Source organism: Mesorhizobium sp. CA10, from assembly GCF_020165285.1.
GTDB lineage: Bacteria > Pseudomonadota > Alphaproteobacteria > Rhizobiales > Rhizobiaceae > Mesorhizobium.
On record NZ_JAIUHV010000003.1, the window covers coordinates 190,060 to 207,882 of the forward strand.

The 17,823-nt window shown below is 63.4% G+C and carries 20 protein-coding genes; 16 read left to right on the forward strand and 4 right to left on the reverse strand.

Annotated features, from left to right (window positions below; all coding sequences use genetic code 11):
• Positions 1 to 2 precede the first annotated feature (2 nt).
• The 9 genes from LB535_RS07880 (at position 3) to LB535_RS07920 (ending at position 8,398) form a co-directional block, all read left to right on the forward strand.
• Positions 3 to 803 carry a segregation and condensation protein A gene (locus LB535_RS07880; RefSeq protein WP_095765568.1) on the forward strand — a complete coding sequence of 267 codons (801 nt, stop codon included), beginning with the start codon at positions 3 to 5 and terminating at the stop codon, positions 801 to 803.
• The gene (scpB, locus tag LB535_RS07885) at positions 800 to 1,555 is read left to right on the forward strand and encodes an SMC-Scp complex subunit ScpB (protein WP_095765016.1); all 756 of its coding nucleotides are present in this window, start codon (positions 800 to 802) and stop codon (positions 1,553 to 1,555) included. Before LB535_RS07880 ends, scpB begins: the two co-directional genes overlap by 4 nt.
• Before the next feature lie 179 nt (positions 1,556 to 1,734).
• Positions 1,735 to 1,953 carry a twin-arginine translocase TatA/TatE family subunit gene (locus LB535_RS07890; protein WP_027167260.1) on the forward strand — a complete coding sequence of 73 codons (219 nt, stop codon included), beginning with the start codon at positions 1,735 to 1,737 and terminating at the stop codon, positions 1,951 to 1,953.
• Between the two features lie 83 nt (positions 1,954 to 2,036).
• Complete coding sequence (tatB, locus tag LB535_RS07895) at positions 2,037 to 2,765, forward strand: Sec-independent protein translocase protein TatB (RefSeq protein ID WP_224631794.1); 729 nt, start codon at positions 2,037 to 2,039, stop codon at positions 2,763 to 2,765.
• Positions 2,762 to 3,625 (forward strand): twin-arginine translocase subunit TatC, encoded by an 864-nt coding sequence (tatC, locus tag LB535_RS07900; protein ID WP_140546602.1) that lies wholly within the window; start codon positions 2,762 to 2,764, stop codon positions 3,623 to 3,625. Before tatB ends, tatC begins: the two co-directional genes overlap by 4 nt.
• A gap of 353 nt (positions 3,626 to 3,978) precedes the next feature.
• Entirely contained in the window at positions 3,979 to 5,283 is a 1,305-nt protein-coding gene (serS, locus tag LB535_RS07905) for a serine--tRNA ligase (protein ID WP_224631795.1), read from the forward strand.
• A 4-nt stretch (positions 5,284 to 5,287) separates the two neighbouring features.
• Entirely contained in the window at positions 5,288 to 6,046 is a 759-nt protein-coding gene (gene surE, locus LB535_RS07910; protein WP_095765020.1) for a 5'/3'-nucleotidase SurE, read from the forward strand.
• 31 nt (positions 6,047 to 6,077) lie between these two features.
• Positions 6,078 to 6,731: a protein-L-isoaspartate(D-aspartate) O-methyltransferase gene (locus LB535_RS07915; RefSeq protein WP_224631796.1), complete on the forward strand. Its 654-nt coding sequence runs from the start codon at positions 6,078 to 6,080 to the stop codon at positions 6,729 to 6,731.
• 137 nt (positions 6,732 to 6,868) lie between these two features.
• A complete protein-coding gene (locus LB535_RS07920; protein ID WP_224631797.1) occupies positions 6,869 to 8,398 on the forward strand; it encodes a peptidoglycan DD-metalloendopeptidase family protein in 1,530 nt (509 codons plus the stop codon).
• Positions 8,399 to 8,508: 110 nt separating this feature from the next.
• On the opposite strand, the gene LB535_RS07925 is transcribed toward LB535_RS07920, so the two are convergent.
• Positions 8,509 to 9,399, reverse strand: a complete 891-nt coding sequence (locus tag LB535_RS07925; RefSeq protein ID WP_095765569.1) for an NAD-dependent epimerase/dehydratase family protein — start codon at positions 9,397 to 9,399, stop codon at positions 8,509 to 8,511.
• Positions 9,400 to 9,510: 111 nt separating this feature from the next.
• On the opposite strand from LB535_RS07925, the gene LB535_RS07930 reads away from it, so the two are divergent.
• Complete coding sequence (locus LB535_RS07930; protein ID WP_411969544.1) at positions 9,511 to 10,332, forward strand: helix-turn-helix domain-containing protein; 822 nt, start codon at positions 9,511 to 9,513, stop codon at positions 10,330 to 10,332.
• A 10-nt stretch (positions 10,333 to 10,342) separates the two neighbouring features.
• Here LB535_RS07930 and LB535_RS07935 read toward each other — a convergent pair whose 3' ends face one another.
• A complete protein-coding gene (locus LB535_RS07935; protein ID WP_140840456.1) occupies positions 10,343 to 11,215 on the reverse strand; it encodes an ATP-binding protein in 873 nt (290 codons plus the stop codon).
• A gap of 267 nt (positions 11,216 to 11,482) precedes the next feature.
• Here LB535_RS07935 and yajC point away from each other — a divergent pair, with 267 nt between their 5' ends.
• From yajC to LB535_RS07965, 6 genes are all read left to right on the forward strand, one after another.
• Positions 11,483 to 11,821, forward strand: a complete 339-nt coding sequence (yajC, locus tag LB535_RS07940; protein WP_095765024.1) for a preprotein translocase subunit YajC — start codon at positions 11,483 to 11,485, stop codon at positions 11,819 to 11,821.
• Positions 11,822 to 11,875: 54 nt separating this feature from the next.
• Positions 11,876 to 14,416: a protein translocase subunit SecDF gene (gene secDF, locus LB535_RS07945; protein ID WP_224543651.1), complete on the forward strand. Its 2,541-nt coding sequence runs from the start codon at positions 11,876 to 11,878 to the stop codon at positions 14,414 to 14,416.
• Between the two features lie 28 nt (positions 14,417 to 14,444).
• Positions 14,445 to 14,834: an Mth938-like domain-containing protein gene (locus tag LB535_RS07950; protein WP_140840452.1), complete on the forward strand. Its 390-nt coding sequence runs from the start codon at positions 14,445 to 14,447 to the stop codon at positions 14,832 to 14,834.
• On the forward strand, positions 14,835 to 15,707 hold the full coding sequence (locus LB535_RS07955) for a phytoene/squalene synthase family protein (protein ID WP_411969545.1): 873 nt from the start codon (positions 14,835 to 14,837) through the stop codon (positions 15,705 to 15,707).
• Between the two features lie 77 nt (positions 15,708 to 15,784).
• On the forward strand, positions 15,785 to 16,210 hold the full coding sequence (locus LB535_RS07960; protein ID WP_140830705.1) for a hypothetical protein: 426 nt from the start codon (positions 15,785 to 15,787) through the stop codon (positions 16,208 to 16,210).
• Positions 16,210 to 17,160 (forward strand): sterol desaturase family protein, encoded by a 951-nt coding sequence (locus tag LB535_RS07965; RefSeq protein WP_224631799.1) that lies wholly within the window; start codon positions 16,210 to 16,212, stop codon positions 17,158 to 17,160. The genes LB535_RS07960 and LB535_RS07965 overlap by 1 nt, the downstream gene beginning before the upstream one ends.
• Positions 17,161 to 17,168: 8 nt before the next feature.
• On the opposite strand, the gene LB535_RS07970 is transcribed toward LB535_RS07965, so the two are convergent.
• Together LB535_RS07970 and LB535_RS07975 are read right to left on the reverse strand one after the other, a co-directional pair.
• Positions 17,169 to 17,501: a type II toxin-antitoxin system RelE/ParE family toxin gene (locus tag LB535_RS07970; RefSeq protein WP_224632081.1), complete on the reverse strand. Its 333-nt coding sequence runs from the start codon at positions 17,499 to 17,501 to the stop codon at positions 17,169 to 17,171.
• Complete coding sequence (locus LB535_RS07975) at positions 17,473 to 17,775, reverse strand: type II toxin-antitoxin system ParD family antitoxin (protein WP_224631800.1); 303 nt, start codon at positions 17,773 to 17,775, stop codon at positions 17,473 to 17,475. Before LB535_RS07975 ends, LB535_RS07970 begins: the two co-directional genes overlap by 29 nt.
• Between the last annotated feature and the right edge of the window lie 48 nt (positions 17,776 to 17,823).

Genomic DNA, 17,823 nt, shown 5'->3' on the forward strand with positions numbered 1-17,823 from the left:
CGATGGACCGCCTGTGGGCCGAGAACGACGATTCACGCCTGACCGGCGACCCGTCGCTGGTCGTCGACGTGGCGGGTTTCGAAGGCCCGCTCGATCTTCTTTTGCATCTTGCCCGCAACCAAAAGGTCGATCTGGCGCGCATTTCTATCCTGGCGCTCGCGGAGCAATATCTGGCCTTCGTCGAAAAAGTGCGGGCGCTGAGGTTAGAGCTTGCCGCCGACTATCTGGTGATGGCGGCGTGGCTGGCGTTCCTGAAGTCGAAGCTCTTGATCCCGAAACAGCCGGGCGAGGAGGGCGAAAGCGGCGAGGAACTGGCGGCCGTGCTGCAATTCCGGCTGAAGCGCCTTGAAGCCATGCGCGACGCCTCGGCGCGGCTGGTGAACCGCAACCGCCTTGGCCGCGACGTCTTTGCGCGCGGCATGCCGGAAATGGTCATTGTCGAGAAGCGCAACAGCTTTTCGGCTTCGCTCTACGATCTGCTCACCGCCTATGCGCAGCAGCGCCAGCGGCAGGCGATCAACAATGTGACGATCGCCCGGCGCGCCGTGTGGTCGCTCAAGGATGCGCGCGAGGTGCTGGCGCGGCTGATCGGCTCGGTCGGCGACTGGACGACGCTCGACAGCTTCCTGATCGAATATCTGGCGGCGCCGGAAGAGAAGCGCACGGCGATGGCCAGTTCCTTCGCGGCGACGCTCGAAATGGTGCGCGAGGGCAAATTGGAAGTGCGGCAGGATCAGGTGTTCGCGCCGATCTATCTGCGCGGCCGCGCGCAAGGGGTAAGGGCAGTCGAGGTGGTATCATGAGCGAACGCGCCAACGCTTCGGTCATTCCGTTCAAGGTCGAGGACGAACCGGAAGACGAGATGGCCGAGCAGGGTTCCATCGAAAACCCCGCCGAGCGGCTGCAATTGTCGGAAGCCGTGCGCATGGCCGAGGCGATCATATTCGCCAGTGCCGAGCCGGTCAGCGAAAAGCAGCTTGCCGCGCGTCTGCCGGAAGGCGTCAACATTGCCGCCGCAATGGCGGATCTGCAGGAAATCTATGCCAAGCGCGGCGTCAACCTGGTACGGGTCGGCGATGCCTGGGCCTTCCGTACCGCGGGCGACCTGGCTTTCCTGATGAGCCGGGACTCCGTGCAGCAAAGGAAGCTCTCGCGCGCGGCGCTCGAAGTGCTGGCGATCATCGCCTATCACCAGCCGGTGACGCGCGCCGAGATCGAGGACATCAGGGGCGTCGAAACGTCGAAGGGCACGCTCGACACGCTGCTGGAAACGGAGTGGGTCAGGATGCGCGGGCGCCGCCGCACGCCCGGACGGCCGGTGACCTACGGCACCACCGACGCTTTCCTCGATCATTTCGCGCTGGAGGAGATCCGCGATCTGCCCGGCATGGAAGAGCTGAAGGGCGCTGGCCTGCTCTCGACGCGCATGCCGGCGAATTTCTCGATGCCGGTTCCGCCGGCCGACCCGGACGCGCTCGCCGAAGACGAGGATGCGCTGACGGATATCGACCTCGAGGAGCTCGGGCTGCTGACGCCGCGCGTTACCGACGAGTGATCATCAAATCGCCGCGAATGGTCTATTAGCAGAGGCTGCGCGGATTCGTAGCAAGCCGCTCACGCCGAAAGTGCGTGACATCCGCTAGCCATTTTATCAACTTCGTAGCGGTTGTGTTTGAATCCCTGAGCGAAAATGCATAGATCATCGCCGAGGGAAACCATTCGAGAGAGATTGTTATGGGTTCATTTTCGATTTGGCACTGGATGATCGTGCTGGTCATCGTGCTTCTGGTGTTCGGCCGCGGCAAGATCCCGGAACTGATGGGCGACATGGCCAAGGGCATCAAGAGCTTCAAGAAGGGCATGGCCGACGACGACGCCGACGACAAGCGTACCGTCGAGCATCGCGCTGACGAGACTGTTTCGCCGGCCAAGGAAAAGGTCAGCAAGAGCTGATCTTGGTTGTTGCTTTGAGCATGCCGTTGTCCCAAAACCGCTTCGCATTTTTGGGCGGCAGGCACCCGTCGGAATAGATTGTCATGTTCGAAGTCGGTTGGAGCGAGCTGCTGGTGATCGCGGTCGTCATGATCGTGGTCGTCGGGCCGAAAGATTTGCCCAACATGCTGCGCACCTTCGGCCGCACCGCGGCGAAATTGCGCGCCATGGCCGGCGACTTCCAGAAGCAGTTCAACGAAGCGCTGAAGGAAGCCGAGCTCGACGATGTGAAGAGCTCGATCGATAGTCTTCGCGGCCTCAATCCGATGAACGAGGTGCGCAAGCAGCTCAATCCGTTCGAGCAGGCCGCGGCCGATGTGCGCGCCGGCGTCGATACGATGATGAAGCCCAAGCCGGCCGCCGATCCGGCGGCGCCGGCAGCGGAAACGCCGCAGGCCGCCGAGCCGCTCAAGAACGGTGCGACGGACCTGCCTGGCGTCGGTGGGCCCGAGGCTAGCTCTGCCGCTCCAGCCTTCCCGGCCATGACCGACGCCTCCGTCACCGCACCGGTTTCTGACACCGCCGTGCCGGCCAAGTCGGCGAAAAAGGCGGTGACCGCCAAAGCAAGGACCGCCGGCGCAGCGGCGAAAACGGCAGCGGCATCAAAGGCGTCGGCAGCGAAAGCGCCGGCCAAATCCTCGCCGGCTGCGGCTAAAGCCGCCACGCCCGCCAGGAAGGTCGCGCCCAAGACTGAGACAACGCCTGCCGCGGCGAAGAAGCTGGCCGCGAAGAAGGCAACCGACGGCAAGAAGATGACGGGCGGGACCAAGTGAGCGTTTCGGACAAGGAAAAGGAAGAAATCGAGAAATCGTCCGCGCCGCTGATCGAGCATCTCATCGAGCTGCGCCGCCGCCTGATCTGGTCGCTTGGCGGCTTCTTCGTCGCCTTTCTCGTCTGCTTCTTTTTCGCCAAGCGCCTGTTCAACCTTCTGGTCGTCCCCTTCAAATGGGCGACGCAGTGGGCAGGGCTCGACCCGCATAAGGTCGAGCTGATCTATACCGCGCCGCAGGAGTTCTTCTTCACTCAGGTGAAGCTCGCCATGTTCGGCGGCATGGTCATCGCCTTTCCGCTGATCGCCACGCAGATCTACAAGTTCATCGCGCCCGGCCTCTACAAGAACGAGCGCAGCGCCTTCCTGCCGTTCCTGATCGCATCGCCCATCCTGTTCCTGATGGGCGCCTCGCTTGTCTATTTCTTCTTCACCCCGATGGTCATGTGGTTCTTCCTGGCCATGCAGCAGACCGGCACCAACGACCAGGTGCAGATCTCTCTGCTGCCGAAGGTGTCGGAATATCTCAGCCTGATCATGACGCTGATCTTCTCCTTCGGCCTGGTGTTCCAGCTGCCGGTGGTGACCAGCCTTTTGACCCGCGTCGGCATATTGTCGTCGCAGGCGCTGGCCGAGAAGCGCAAATGGGCGATCGTCCTTTCCTTCGTCGTTGCGGCCGTGCTGACGCCGCCCGATCCGATGAGCCAGTGCGGCCTCGCCATCCCGACCATCATTCTCTACGAGGTCGCCATCTGGTCCTCGCGCATGATCGAGCGCAGCCAGGCGCGCGACCGCCTGGCGCGCGAGCAGGCGGAGGCGGGGAGCTCTGCCGCCAGCAACACGCCGGATGCGCCGTCGGCCTAGGCTCGCGTTGATATTCAGGTGATGCCGGCCTGCGAACGATGGTTTCCTGCGCTTCCGGTGCTCACGTACTTCAAGTACGCTCCGCTCCGGTTCTCGGAAACCACCGTTCTCGGCTCGGCCTGACCTGAATCTCAACACACCTAGACGAAAGCGGTCAACCCGGGAAAATCGCGGCTGTCGTTCTGCCCGCCGTCTTGCATCGATGGCGGATGCGGTTTACCCCCTCGATCCTTGAGGCGCGTCGCGCTGAAACGGATTCAAGCGGCGCGCTTTAAGTTTTAGTTTTGATGCATGTCGTTGTCCCAGAATCGCGACACACTTGTGGGCGACATGCATTGCTTTGAGGATCGACCATGCTTGATATCAAATGGATTCGCGACAACCCCAAGGCCCTTGTCGAAGCGCTGGTGAAGCGCTCGTGGCCGGCGGATGAAGCGCAGTCCACGGTCGACGACCTGGTCGCCAAGGACGAATCGCGGCGTTCGCATCTCAGCGAGCTGCAGGTCAAGCAGGAACGCCGCAACGCCGCCTCGAAGGAGATAGGCAACGCCATGCGTTCAGGCGATTCAGCGCTCGCCGAGAAGCTCAAGGGCGAGGTCAGCGAGATCAAGGCGTTCATCCAGAATGGCGAGGCGCGCGAGCGCGAGCTCGACAAGGCGCTGGACGACGCGCTGGCGGTTCTGCCCAACGTGCCGCTTGACGACGTGCCGGTCGGCAAGGACGAGCACGATAATGTCGTCAAGCGCATCGTCGGCGAGGTGCCGACGCGTCCGAATTGGGTGAAGGAGCATTTCGAGATCGGCGAAGCGCTGGGCATGATGGATTTCGAGCGGGCGGCGAAATTGTCCGGCTCGCGGTTCACGGTGCTGAAGAGCCAATTGGCGCGCATGGAGCGGGCGCTAGGCCAGTTCATGATCGACCTGCATACCACCGAACACGGTTATGAAGAGATCATCCCGCCGCTGATGGTGCGCGACGAGGTGTTGTTCGGTACCAATCAGCTGCCGAAATTCGAACTCGACCTGTTCTTCACGCCGCATGGCGACAGTCGGCTTGGGCTCATTCCGACGGCCGAAGTGCCGCTTACCAATCTCGTGCGAGAAGAGATCACCGCGCATGAAAAGCTGCCGCTGCGCTACACCGCGCTGACGCCATGCTTCCGCTCCGAAGCCGGCTCGGCCGGCCGCGATACGCGCGGCATGCTGCGCCAGCACCAGTTCTACAAGGTAGAGCTGGTCTCGATCACCGACCAGGAAAGCTCGCTCGCCGAGCATGAGCGCATGACTGAATGCGCGGAGGAAGTGCTGAAGCGGCTCGGCCTGCCGTTCCGCACCGTCACGCTCTGCACCGGCGACATGGGCTTCGGTGCGCGCAAGACCTACGACATCGAGGTCTGGCTGCCGGGGCAGAACGCCTATCGCGAAATCTCGTCCTGCTCGGTCTGCGGCGATTTCCAGGCCAGGCGCATGGATGCCCGCTACAAGGACAAGGACGGCAAGGGAAATCGCTTCGTCCACACGCTCAACGGTTCGGGCACCGCGGTCGGCCGGGCTCTTATCGCCGTCGTCGAAAACTACCAGAATGAGGATGGCAGCGTAACCATTCCTGAAGTGCTGCGGCCTTACATGGGTGGTCTCGCAAAGATCGAAGCGAAGTGACTTGATGCGCATCCTGCTGACCAATGACGACGGCATCCATGCCGAGGGGCTGGCGTCGCTCGAGCGTATCGCCCGCACGCTGTCGGACGACGTCTGGGTGGTTGCGCCGGAGCAGGACCAGTCCGGTTACGCGCATTCGCTGTCGATCTCGGAACCGCTCAGGCTGCGCAAGATTGGCGAGAAGCACTATGCCGTGCGCGGCACGCCGACCGACTGCGTCATCATGGGCACGAAAAAAATCCTGCCTGGACCGCCGGATCTGATCCTGTCCGGCGTCAATTCCGGCGCCAACATCGCCGACGACGTCACCTATTCGGGCACCGTTGCGGGCGCCATGGAAGGCGCGCTGCTCGGCGTGCGCTCGATCGCGGTAAGCCAGGCCTATTCCTATGTCGGCGAGGATCGCGTCGTGCCTTACGAGACGACCGAGGCGCTGGCGCCGGCGCTGCTCAAGCGGCTGGTGGAAACGCCGTTGCCGGACGGCGTGTTGCTCAACGTCAATTTCCCGAACTGCGCGCCGGACGAGGTGGAGGGCACCGTCGTCACCGCGCAGGGCAAGCTGGTGCACAGCCTTTGGGTCGACGAGCGGCGCGACGGGCGCGGCCTGCCTTACTACTGGCTGCGCTTCGGCCGCGAGCCGGTCGAAGGCAAGAAGGGCACGGATCTCCATGCGCTGCGCAACCGGCTGGTGTCGGTGACGCCGCTGCAGCTCGACCTCACCGCCCATGAGCTCCGCGACCAACTGACCAAGGCGCTGTCATAAAATAGGGTTTTGGCATGAACACGGTTTTGGCATGAATACGGGCATCGACGACCGCGAAGGTTTTGCCGCTTTCCTGCTCAGGCTGCGGGGCAGGGGCGCGGCGCCCAAGGCGCTGGTCGCCGCCTTCGAGGCGACGCCGCGGCGTGGTTTCCTGCCGGCGCAGTTCCATGCAGTCGCCTGGTCGGACGGCATGCTGCCGATCGAATGCGGCGAGGCGATCGAGGGCGCCGATCTGCAGGCGGCGGTGATCGCCGCGCTCCATATCGAGCCGGGCAACCGCGTGCTCGAGATCGGCACCGGTTCGGGCTACACGGCCGCTGTCATGTCGAGGCTTGCGGCGCGCGTCATCACCGTCGACCGCTACAAGACGCTGGCCGAGCAGGCAAAGCAGCGCTTCGAGGCGCTCGCGATCAGCAATGTCATCGTCCGCCAGGCCGATGGCTCGAATGGCCTGCCCAATGAAGGGCCGTTCGACCGCATCGTCGCCTGGGCGGCCTTCGACAGCCTGCCGCGCTTCCTGCTCGACCAGCTGTCGAGCGGCGGCGTGGTCATCGCGCCGATCGGCCCGGAGGAGGGCGAGCAGGTGCTGGCCAAGCTCACCAAGGTCGGCAGCCGCTTCGAGCGCGAGGACATCGGCATGGTCAGGCTGCAGCCCATCCTGCGCAGCGTCGCGATGGTGATTTAAGGGCCTCACAGCCCTCGCCAAAATTTCCGCCAATGTTTTAAGAAAATTTTTGTCGGATTCTAATGGGTTAACCGCCCAGTAACATTAACGCGCTTTAATCGTGACCAGTTTGTACCGGGTCTGTGCGGGTTAGTGCGATGCAATTCAATCACTTGAAGGCAAACAGACGTAATCTGGCGCGCGGTTGCGCTGTCCTGATGATTGCCGGCGCGGCGGCCGGGTGCAGTTCCCAGTCGATGCGCTTCAACGGTGTCGACGACGTGTTCACGTCGTCCACCAACAATCAGCGCGCCATCATAAACAAGCAGAATGTCGACCAGCCCTATCCGGGCGACACGGTCGCGCCGGCGCCGGTCGACGGCACCCACACCCAGTCGGTGAGCCGCTCGAGCCTCGAGCCGGTCACGGCGCAGCAGCTGCCGCCGCCCTCGCAGCCTGCCGCCCCGCCGGCCAGGCCGATGCGCACAGCGTCAGCCCCCGCCCTTGCTCCGGCTCCCGCGCTTGCCCCCGCACCGCATGTCGACAGGACGACCACCAACACCGTCGCGCCAGCCAAGCCGTTCAAGACGGCCGAGCCCGACGCCGTGCGCAACGCCAGTGCTGCCCCGCATGCGACCGAAATCGTGGTCAGGGACGGCGAGACGCTTTCGGGTCTGGCGCAGCACTATCACGTGCCTGCCGATGCCATCGCCAAGGTCAACGGCATCGATCCGAAGAAGGGCATCCGCAGCGGCCAGAAGATCGTCATTCCCGCCTATGCCTATTCCAGCAAGGAGCCGAAGGTCGCCGAGGGCAAGCCGGTGAATACGCCGAAGCAGCCTGCCGGCGCGCCGGAGAAGGTCGCGGTGCTGCCGCAGCAGCCGAAAATCAAGGACGGCAAGTCGGCCGCTCAGGTCGATACGTCGGCCGCGGCCAGCGGCTCGAAGAACCCCAAGCCAGCGGCGCAGATGGCCGAGGCCAAGCCGGCCGGCGCCGGCGGCTCCTACACGGTGCAGCATGGCGACTCGCTGTCGTCGATCGCCAGGAAGACCGGCGTCGGCGTCGTGGCGCTGAAGAAGGCCAACGGCATGCAGGACGGCCTGCTCAAGGTCGGCCAGACGCTCAAGGTTCCGGCCGGCGGCACGGTCGCCGTTGCCGCGGCAAAGCCCGCGGCCACCAAGCCGGCGGTCGATCCGGTGACGACGGCAACGACGCCGCCGGCGGCCAAGACCACCGAGACGCTCGCCTCCTATACGCCGCCGAAGAAGGACGCCAAGGTCATCCAGCAGGCCGAGGACGACGATGCGGTGGCGCCCGACGCGACCGGGATCGGCAAGATGCGCTGGCCGGTGCGCGGCCGGGTCATCTCGGGCTTCGGCTCCGGCAAGGACGGCGTCGACATAGCGGTGCCGGAAGGTACGCCGATCAAGGCAGCCGAGAACGGCGTCGTCATCTATGCCGGCGACGGCCTCAAGGAGTTCGGCAACACCGTGCTGGTGCGGCACGAGAACGGCCTGGTCACCGTTTATGGCCATGCAAGCTCGATCGAGGTGCAGCGCGGCCAGAAGGTCAAGCGCGGCCAGGAGATCGCGCTGTCCGGCATGAGCGGCACCACCGACTCGCCCAAGCTGCACTTCGAAGTGCGCAAGAACTCGGCCCCGGTCGATCCGAGCGGCTACCTCGAATAGAACAAGAACCGTTTGCGGGCCGCCTGACCTCCAGTCCGGCCCGCCGTCTTCAGCCCGCTCCGCAAGGAGCGGGCTTTTTCAGATCCGTGCAACATGCCTGCCCGCAAGGTTCAGAGATGATCACGGAGCGTATCGGCGATCATCTCTTCAAGGCTGCTGGCCTTCACGCCAAGAAGTGTCTCCGCGTCGGAGCTATCAACCAGCAAGGGGCTCTCGAAGAGGTACCGCATCTCGACGAGCTCATGCATGCCAAGGGCTTCCATCTCGGGGACGGAATAGGAGCGTGTCTCTGGGATCTCGTGTCCGAGCATTGCCGCGGTTTTCCGGATAAGCTCGCGGGGCGAGGCGTATTGCGAAGGAACATGAAACGCCCGTCCCCATTCACCCGTATAGCGGGAGGCCGCGACAAGCGTGCTCGCGACGTCCTTGGTGAAGGCCCAGGCATGAGTTGCGTCGAGGTCCCCAATGAAGGCGGTGGGCTTGCCTTCGATAATGGAAGGCAGCGCGACCAGCGAGAAGTAGCTGATCGCGCCATGTCCGAGATAGTCGCTGGACCGCACTTCGATCGCCGGCACACTGGCGCGGACCGCCCGCTGCCACATGATGGTCCTGGCGGTTCCCTTCTTCGAAGTCGGGTCTAGAGACATGTCGGAGCGAAGCGGACGGTCGGCATTTCCCCCATAACCATAGAGGTTGCCAAGCACGACGAGCTTCGCGCCGACGGCTTCCGCCGCGCGCACGGTGCCGTCGATTATTGGGAAAAAGTCGGTGGGCCACCGATGATATGTGGCCATGGCGCACATGAAAATGGCATCGGCGCCTCGGCAAACGCGTGACAGCTCCGCGGCGTCCGTGGCGTCAGCCCGTATCGTCCGCACATTCGGCAACGCGTTCGAACCGACGCTTCGGCTTGTGAGCACGACATCGTGTCCTTCTTCGCCAAGACGACGAGCCGTCTCGCGCCCAACGGGGCCCGCGCCGACAACAACATAGAAACTCATTGCAACCTCTCTTCCAAGCTTGATGGAGAGGCGTGAGTACGAGTTCACGGCGTTGAAAATCGCGCGGGAATTGCCAAATCTTGGACAGGTTCCGCCATGAATCGAGAGAGCATGCCTTCGCAATTCGAGCCGGCCCGATCCTCGTCCGACGTAGCAATGATCTCCCGCCGTGTTGAAGCAGGCGTCCATCGCCTGTCCCGGGCGCCACACCATCGCATCATGGTGCATGCAAGCGCGGTAACGCGCTCCTACTGCAACCAGGTTGGGCGATATTTCGTCAGGCGCGCCGGCGATATCGACCTGGTGCCGGCTGGGGAGGAGGGCGGCTTCGAGGCCGAAACCCCGTTCGAGACGATTGAGATCGTCTTGCAGCCGGCTTTGATGGAAAGGGTCGCCGCAGAACTTGGCGGCAGGGTGCGAGCGTCGCGGCTCGACACGCGCCATTTGCTTCGTGACCAGCGCATCGAACATCTCGCCCGAGCGCTGCAGAGCGACCTCAATGCCGGCGCGCCGAGCGGCCCTTTGTTTGCCGACAGCATCGGCGCCGCCCTTGCGGTGAGGCTGCTTGGTCTCGATGGGCCGGACAGGGTTCGAGTGAACCGGTTGTCGGATGCGCAGCTCAAGCGGGTTCTGGAACACATCGAGGCCGCTCTCCACGAGCCGCTTTCGATTGACCGGCTGAGCCGGGTTGCCGGCGCGAGCAGCTCGCACTTGCGGACATGGTTCAAGCTGGCGACGGGCGTCACCCTGCATCGCTACGTGCTGCGACGCCGTGTGGAAAGGGCGCGCGTTCTGCTCAAGCAAGGCGATCTGAGCACGAGCGAGGTGGCAGCATTGACGGGCTTCGCGCATCAGTCACATCTGGCGCATTGGATGCGTCGCGAAATCGGCCAGACGCCGCGCGACTTGCGACGGGCGCTGTCGCCCAGTTGACGTTAACTTTTCAATCCTTCAGCGGCTTGCCGAGCCTCCCGGCGAGGTCCTGCGTGAACTGCCAGGCGACGCGGCCGGAACGGCTGCCGCGCGTGGTTGCCCATTCCAGCGCCTCGGCGCGCAGCTGCTCGGGGTCGATCGCCAGATCGTGGTAGCGGACATAGCCGTCGATCATGTCGAGATACTCGTCCTGCGAGCATTTGTGGAAACCGAGCCACAGGCCGAAGCGGTCGGAAAGCGAGACCTTTTCCTCGACCGCTTCCGAAGGGTTGATGGCGGTGGAGCGCTCATTGTCGATCATGTCGCGCGGCAGCAGATGCCTTCGGTTGGACGTGGCGTAGAAGATGACGTTGCCGGGCCGGCCCTCGACGCCGCCTTCGAGCGCCGCCTTCAGCGACTTGTACGACGTGTCGTCATGATCGAAGGAAAGGTCGTCGCAAAACAGGATGAAGCGCCAGGGTGCCGCCTTCAGGAGACCCATCAGCTTGGGCAGCGTGTCGATGTCCTCGCGGTGGATTTCGATCAACTTCAGCGGCCGCTCGAGCTTGTCGGATGCGTTCACCGTGGCATGCACGGCCTTGACCAGGGACGATTTGCCCATGCCGCGCGCGCCCCACAAAAGCACGTTGTTGGCCGCATAGCCGGACGCGAAACGCTCGGTGTTGTCGAGCAGGATGTCGCGCACGCGGTCGACGCCGCGGATCAGGCCGATGTCGACGCGGTTGACCTTGCGCACCGGTTCCAGGAAGCCAGGGTCTGCCTGCCACACGAAGCAGTCGGCAACACCGAGATCGGTCTGAGGAACCGGCGGCGGAGCGAGGCGAGCGACTGCCTCGATCAGGCGATCGAGTTTCTTGTTCAATGCGTCCAGGCTGTCGGTCATATCAGGTCTTTTTGTTTAGGCATTTCAGCGTGTGGGAGCAGCTTCCATGACATCGCTGCAAGAACCAGGTCCAAGCTTTTGTTGGAGCATGATCTTTTCGGTGGCCTCGAAGCCGCTTCCGCTGCGACGCTCTAGCACGCCGCAAACGGCTGGAAAAGCAACGGATCGGGCTCGCAGCGCAGTTGCATTGGCAAGTTTACCGACTATATTCCGGCCAAATTTTCGCGGGGCCGCCGCAGCGGTATTTCACCATCCAGGAGTTTCTTGATGTTCGTTACACCGGCATACGCCCAGGGCGTCGGCGCCTCGCCAGACATGTTGATCTCGATTTTGCCGTTTGTCCTGATTTTCGTGATCATGTATTTTCTGATCATCCGGCCGCAGCGTGCGCAGTTGAAGAAGCGCCAGGAAATGCTGTCGGCGGTGCGCCGCGGCGACACGGTGGTGACCGGCGGCGGCTTCGTCGGCAAGGTGACCAAGGTGATCGACGACAACGAGCTGGAGATCGACCTTGGCGGCGGAACCAAGGTGACGGCGCTGCGCTCGACGATTTCGGACGTGCGCGTCAAGGGCGAGCCGGTGGCGAACCAGAACGCCAAGAAGTAATCCTAACCTCGATGGCGGAACGCTGCCGCTTGTACGCCTGAACGGATAAAACGAATGCTCTATTTCTCGCGCCTGAAGATGATCCTGATCTGGCTCGCGGTGGCCGTCACAGTGATCCTCGCCGCGCCCAATCTCTTCCCGGCAAGCATGCTGGCGCAATTGCCGAGCTGGGTGCCGAAGCGGCAGATGACGCTGGGCCTCGATCTTCAGGGCGGCTCGCACATCCTGCTGCAGATGGATCAGAACGACCTGATCAAGGACCAGCTGCAGACGACGCGTGACGAGATCAGGACGCTGCTGCGCGACGCCAAGATCCAATATACCGGCCTTGGCGGAACAGGCCGAACCGTGCAGGTGCGCATCAACGATGCGAGCCAGGTCGAAGCCGCCAAGACAGCGCTGAAGCCGATAACCAATCCGGTGACCGCCGGTCTGTTTGCCGGCGGTTCCGTGCAGTCGATGGCGCTGGACGATTCCGAGCCTGGGCTGTTGAAGTTCACCGTCACGGATGCGGGCATCAAATATCGCACCACGACCGCTCTCTCGCAGGCGATCGAGGTGGTGGAGCGACGCGTCAACGCGCTTGGCACGACCGAGCCGATCGTGCAGCGGCAGGGCGACGACCGCATCCTGGTCCAGGTGCCCGGGCTCCAGAACCCGCAAAGGCTCAAGGACATTATCGGCCAGACCGCCAAGCTGACGTTCCAGATGGTCGACACGTCGGTGCCGGTCCAGGACGCGATGAAGAATCGCCCGCCGGCTGGCGACTCGGTCCTTTATTCGCAGGACGACCCTCCGGTTCCTTACCTCGTCGAGAACCGCGTTATCGTCTCGGGCGAAGACCTGTCGAATGCGACGCCGACGTATAATTCACAGACCAATGAGCCGGTGGTTTCGTTCACCTTCAATTCCCGCGGGGCGACCAGGTTCGGTCAGGCGACCCAACAGAATGTCGGCAAGCCGTTCGCCATCGTGCTCGACAACCAGGTGATTTCGGCACCGGTGATCCGCGAGCCGATCCTTGGCGGCAGTGGCCAGATCTCCGGCAATTTCACGACCGAGAGCGCCAACGACCTCGCCGTCTTGCTGCGCGCCGGCGCCCTGCCGGCCAAATTGACGATCATCGAAGAGCGTACGGTCGGCCCGGGCCTTGGTCAGGACTCCATCCACGCCGGCAAGGTGGCTGGCGTGATCGGCTCAATTCTCGTCGTCGCCTTCATGTTCGTCGCCTATGGGTTCCTCGGTTTCCTGGCCAACATCGCTCTGGCCGTGCACGTGGCAATGATCGTCGGCGCGCTGTCGCTGCTCGGCGCCACGCTGACCTTGCCCGGCATCGCCGGTATCGTGCTCACCATCGGCATGGCGGTGGACTCCAACGTCCTGATCTATGAGCGCATCCGCGAAGAGCGGCGCAACGGCCGTTCGGTGATCCAGGCGATCGACACCGGCTTCTCGAAGGCACTGGCGACTATCATCGATTCCAACGTCACCTCGCTGATCGCCACCGTGGTGCTGTTCTGGCTGGGCACAGGGCCAGTCAAGGGCTTTGCGATCACCTACGCGATCGGCATTCTGACCACGGTCTTCACAGCCTTCACCTTCACCCGCATGCTGGTGTCGATCTGGCTGCGCCGCGCCCGGCCGAAGGAACTGCCGCGCGCGCCGGTCACCTTCATTCCGCCGGGCACGAAGATCCCGTTCATGGGCATCCGCCGCTGGACCTTCGCTCTCTCCAGCACGTTATCGATCCTGTCGGTCGTCGGGTTCCTGACACTTGGCATCAACTACGGCATCGACTTCAAAGGCGGCTCGATAATCGAGGTGCAGTCCAAGAAGGGCGATGCCGATCTCGGCGACATCCGCAACAGGCTCTCCGAGCTCAATATCGGCGAGATCCAGGTGCAGCAGTTCGGCGCGCCGAACGACGTGCTGATCCGTGTCGGCACGCAGGACGCCGGCGAGAATGCCGAGCAGACCGTCATCGACAAGGTGCGGGGCGAACTGCAGGACCAGTATGACTTCCGCCGGGTCGAGGTGGTGGGGCCGACGGTCTCAGGCGAGTTGGCCAAGCAGGGCACGATCGCCATGCTGATCGCGCTTGCGGGCATCCTGCTCTATGTCTGGTTCCGCTTCGAATGGCAGTTCGCCGTCGGCGCCATCGTGGCCACGGTGCACGATGTGGTGATGACGATCGGCTTCTTCGTCTTGACAGGGCTGGAGTTCAACCAGTCGTCGCTGGCGGCCATCCTGACCATCATCGGCTATTCGCTGAACGACACCATCGTGGTCTATGACCGCGTTCGTGAGGATCTGCGAAAATACAAGAAGATGCCGCTGCCGCAGCTCTTGAACAATGCCATCAACGAGACGCTGTCCAGAACCACGCTGACATCCGTCACCACGTCGCTGGCGCTGTTGGCACTGGTGCTGTTCGGCGGCGAGGTGATCCGCTCCTTCACGCTGGCGATGCTGTTCGGCGTGGTGTTCGGCACCTATTCGTCGATCTTCATCGCCGCGCCGCTGCTGATCCTCTTCAAGTTGAGGCCGCAGGCCTCGGCTGAGGAGCCGGTGAACGGCAAGGCGGTGGCGACCTGACGCCGTTTCGGCATCATGTTCTAGAGCCATGGCCAAAGGCATCATCATCCGCGAGGCGCATTTCCCGGGCAAGGCGGCGATCGAGGCCTATGGCAATGGCGGCTTTCGCTTTGCCGATATGTCGCATCGCGGATCGCTGCTCGTCCTGCCGTCGGGCATCCATGGCTGGGAGCCCGCCGATCCGCTGGCGCTGAAGGCCACGGATTTCGACAAGCTGTTCGCCGAGGCCGGCAAAGTCGAGATCCTGCTGGTCGGGATGGGCAAGGAACTGCGGCCGCTGCCGGCGGCGCTGCGCGCCGCGCTAAAGGAGGCCGGGATTTCGGCGGACCCGATGTCGACGGGAGCGGCGGTGCGGACCTACAATGTGCTGCTCGCCGAAGACCGCGCCGTGGCCGCGGCGCTGATCGCCGTCGATTGAATGGCCGGCACGACCAAGATCATCAAGAATGGCGACATCGTCATGGGTGCGGTGCGCGCCGTCGACCATGACCGGTATCTGTCGGCGCTTTACGCGCCGGCCGACAAGCGCGACGCGCTGCTCGCGCTCTACGCCTTCAATGCCGAGATCGCCGGCGTGCGCGATCGCATCCATGAGCCGCTGCCGGGCGAGGTCAGGCTGCAATGGTGGCGAGACGTCATTTCCGCCGAAGGGGATGCCGAGACAGGCCACCCGACCGCCGATGCGCTGCGCGCGACGATCGCCGCCTGCCGGTTGCCGAAGGCTGCTTTCGAGAACATGCTCGAGGCGCGCATCTTCGATCTCTACGACGACCCGATGCCGTCGCGGACCGATCTCGAGGGCTATTGCGGCGAGACGGCCGCGGCGCTGATCCAGCTTGCGGCCATGGTGCTCGATCCCGCCGCGGCGCCCGGCTTTGCCGAACTGGCGGGCAGGGCCGGCTGCGCGCAGGCGATCACCGGCCTGTTGTTGCTTCTGCCGCTCCATCGTCGGCGCGGACAGTGTTTTGTGCCCGCCGACATCCTTTCGGCGGCCGGCACGACGCCGGAAGAGTTCGTCAAAGGCGAAGGCGGGGCAGCCGCCGAGCGCGCGGTTGCGGCGATGATTGCGCTGGCGCGCGAGCATCTCAACGCCTTCGAGAAAGGTGCGCCAGCGCTTCCCGTTGCGCTGCGGCCCGCCTTCCTGCCGCTAGCGCTGACCGATGCCTATCTCGGCAGGATGGAGAAGACGGGCAGGTCGCCGCTCAGTGCGACGGCAACGCTCTCAACCTTGCGCCGGCACTGGCTGCTCTTGCGTCATGCGATGCGGGGCTGGACGCCCCCTTTGACGTAAACGTCAACCGTGCTAGGGATTCCGTCCATGTGGACTCGCGTCGAAGAAATGCGGGCCGCCGGAGGAGCCATCTTTCCATGAGCCTGCCAGTCCTGGTCGTCCTTGTCGTGTTCGGCATCGCGCTGTCGGTCGCGGCCGTGCATTTCACCGGCGGCACGACGACCGCGACGCTTGCCGGCGCCGATCATGCGCTCGCACGCTTTGCCGAGGATTTTCCCGACGAAAGACCGGGTTCAATACGGCTGACAGCCGACAGCCATGCCGCGTTTCTCGATCTTGGCCCGCAGCGCTGCGGCATCGTCCGGAGCATAGGCGATTGTTTTCTGACGCGCATCGTCACGCCCCAGGACATTCTGGCGCTGACCAGGGAAGGCAATGTGGTCTCGCTGCGGCTCAATGATTTCACCTGGAAAGGCGGGCGGTTTGCTTTTGCCGACGAAGCCGGCGCGCTGGCCGTGGCGGCGGCATTGCAAAGCCATGATCGGATCCGGGAGGCGGCGTGATGGACGAGTATAATTTCCCGCAGGTCACCCAGCTTGCGATCCCGTTCTTCGTCGCGGCGATCCTGATCGAGCTCTGGCTGGTGCGCACCGGCCGCGCCAGGGGATCGTTCGAAACGCGCGACACGCTGACCAGCCTGATGATGGGGACCGGCAATGTCGTCGCAGGCTTGCTGCTCGGCGTCGTGTCCTATTGGGCGCTGCTGTGGCTGTGGCAATTCCGCTTCTTCAACCTCGGCCTGTCGATCTGGGTGTTCGTCGCCGCCTTCCTGCTCGACGACCTGCGCTACTATGTCTATCACCGCATCGCGCACCGGGTGCGATGGGTGTGGGCCGAGCACGTCAACCATCATTCCAGCCAGCACTACAATCTCTCGACGGCGCTGAGACAAAGCTGGACAGGGCTGTTCACCTTCACCTTCATCCTGCAGGCGCCGCTGGTGCTGCTCGGCTTCCATCCTGCGGTGATCGCCTTCGTTTTCGGCTTCAACCTAGTCTGGCAGTTCTGGATCCACACCGAGACGATCGGCAAGATGTGGGGCTGGTTCGAATTCGTCTTCAACACCCCCTCGCACCACCGCGTCCACCACGCCACCAATCCGCGCTATCTCGACGCCAATTATGCCGGCACGCTGATCGTCTGGGATCGCATGTTCGGCACCTTCGTCGAGGAATTGGAGGAGGACCGGGCGCGCTACGGCATCGTAAAGAACATCGGCACCTTCAATCCGCTGAAGGTTGCGTTCCACGAATGGATCGGCATGTTCAAGGATGCGCTGGCGCCGGGGCTGACGCTTGGTCAGCGTATCAACTATCTCATCCAGCCGCCAGGCTGGAGCCATGACGGTTCGCGCGATACGTCGCAGACGCTGAAGGCGGCTTATGTGCGGAGGAATCCGGGAGAGGCGGGCAAGCCGGGGTTGCCGAGGGCAGGCGCGGAGCCGGCGGAGTAATCAACGCCTTAGGATTGATCGCCAGAACCACCGTCGCGCATCAATGTCTCGTAGTCGCGGCCGCCGTAGAAGATGTTGAGTATGAGAACGACATCGCTTTCGACAACATAGGTGATGACCGCGGAATGTTCGAAAGGGACGGTTCGTAGCCCGGGTGCGATGTCATCGCGCGAGCGGCCGCGGCGAGGTGCATTGCCGATGCTTCGGCAGCGCTCTCTAACCCGATCCATGAAGCCATTGGCGACGTTTTCGCTGCCGCCCTTCTCAAGGATGTAGCTGCCAATCGCTTCGAGATCGGAGATCGCGTTTTCGCTAAGAACGACGACGAGGCGCTGGATCATCATGGCCTTGCGCCAGCTGTGAAATTCGGTTCTTCACCCGGTCGATTGCTTCATCGAGCGGGACGGCGGGTCTCTTGTCCTCGATCGAAGCCTTTACGCGCGCACGGATCGATGCCATGCGCTCGGCATGCTCTTGCTCCTCGCGCTGGAAGGCGCGGAGCGCGGCGCGGATGACTTCGCTAGCGGAGCCGAAGGAGCCGTCCTCGACTTTTTCGCGGATCATACGTGCCATGGCTGGCGTGACGGTGATGGACATTTTCTCAGCGGATTCCATGGCATTGCTCCACGCATAAAGTGGGATAGTATCCTACTTTATATGGGC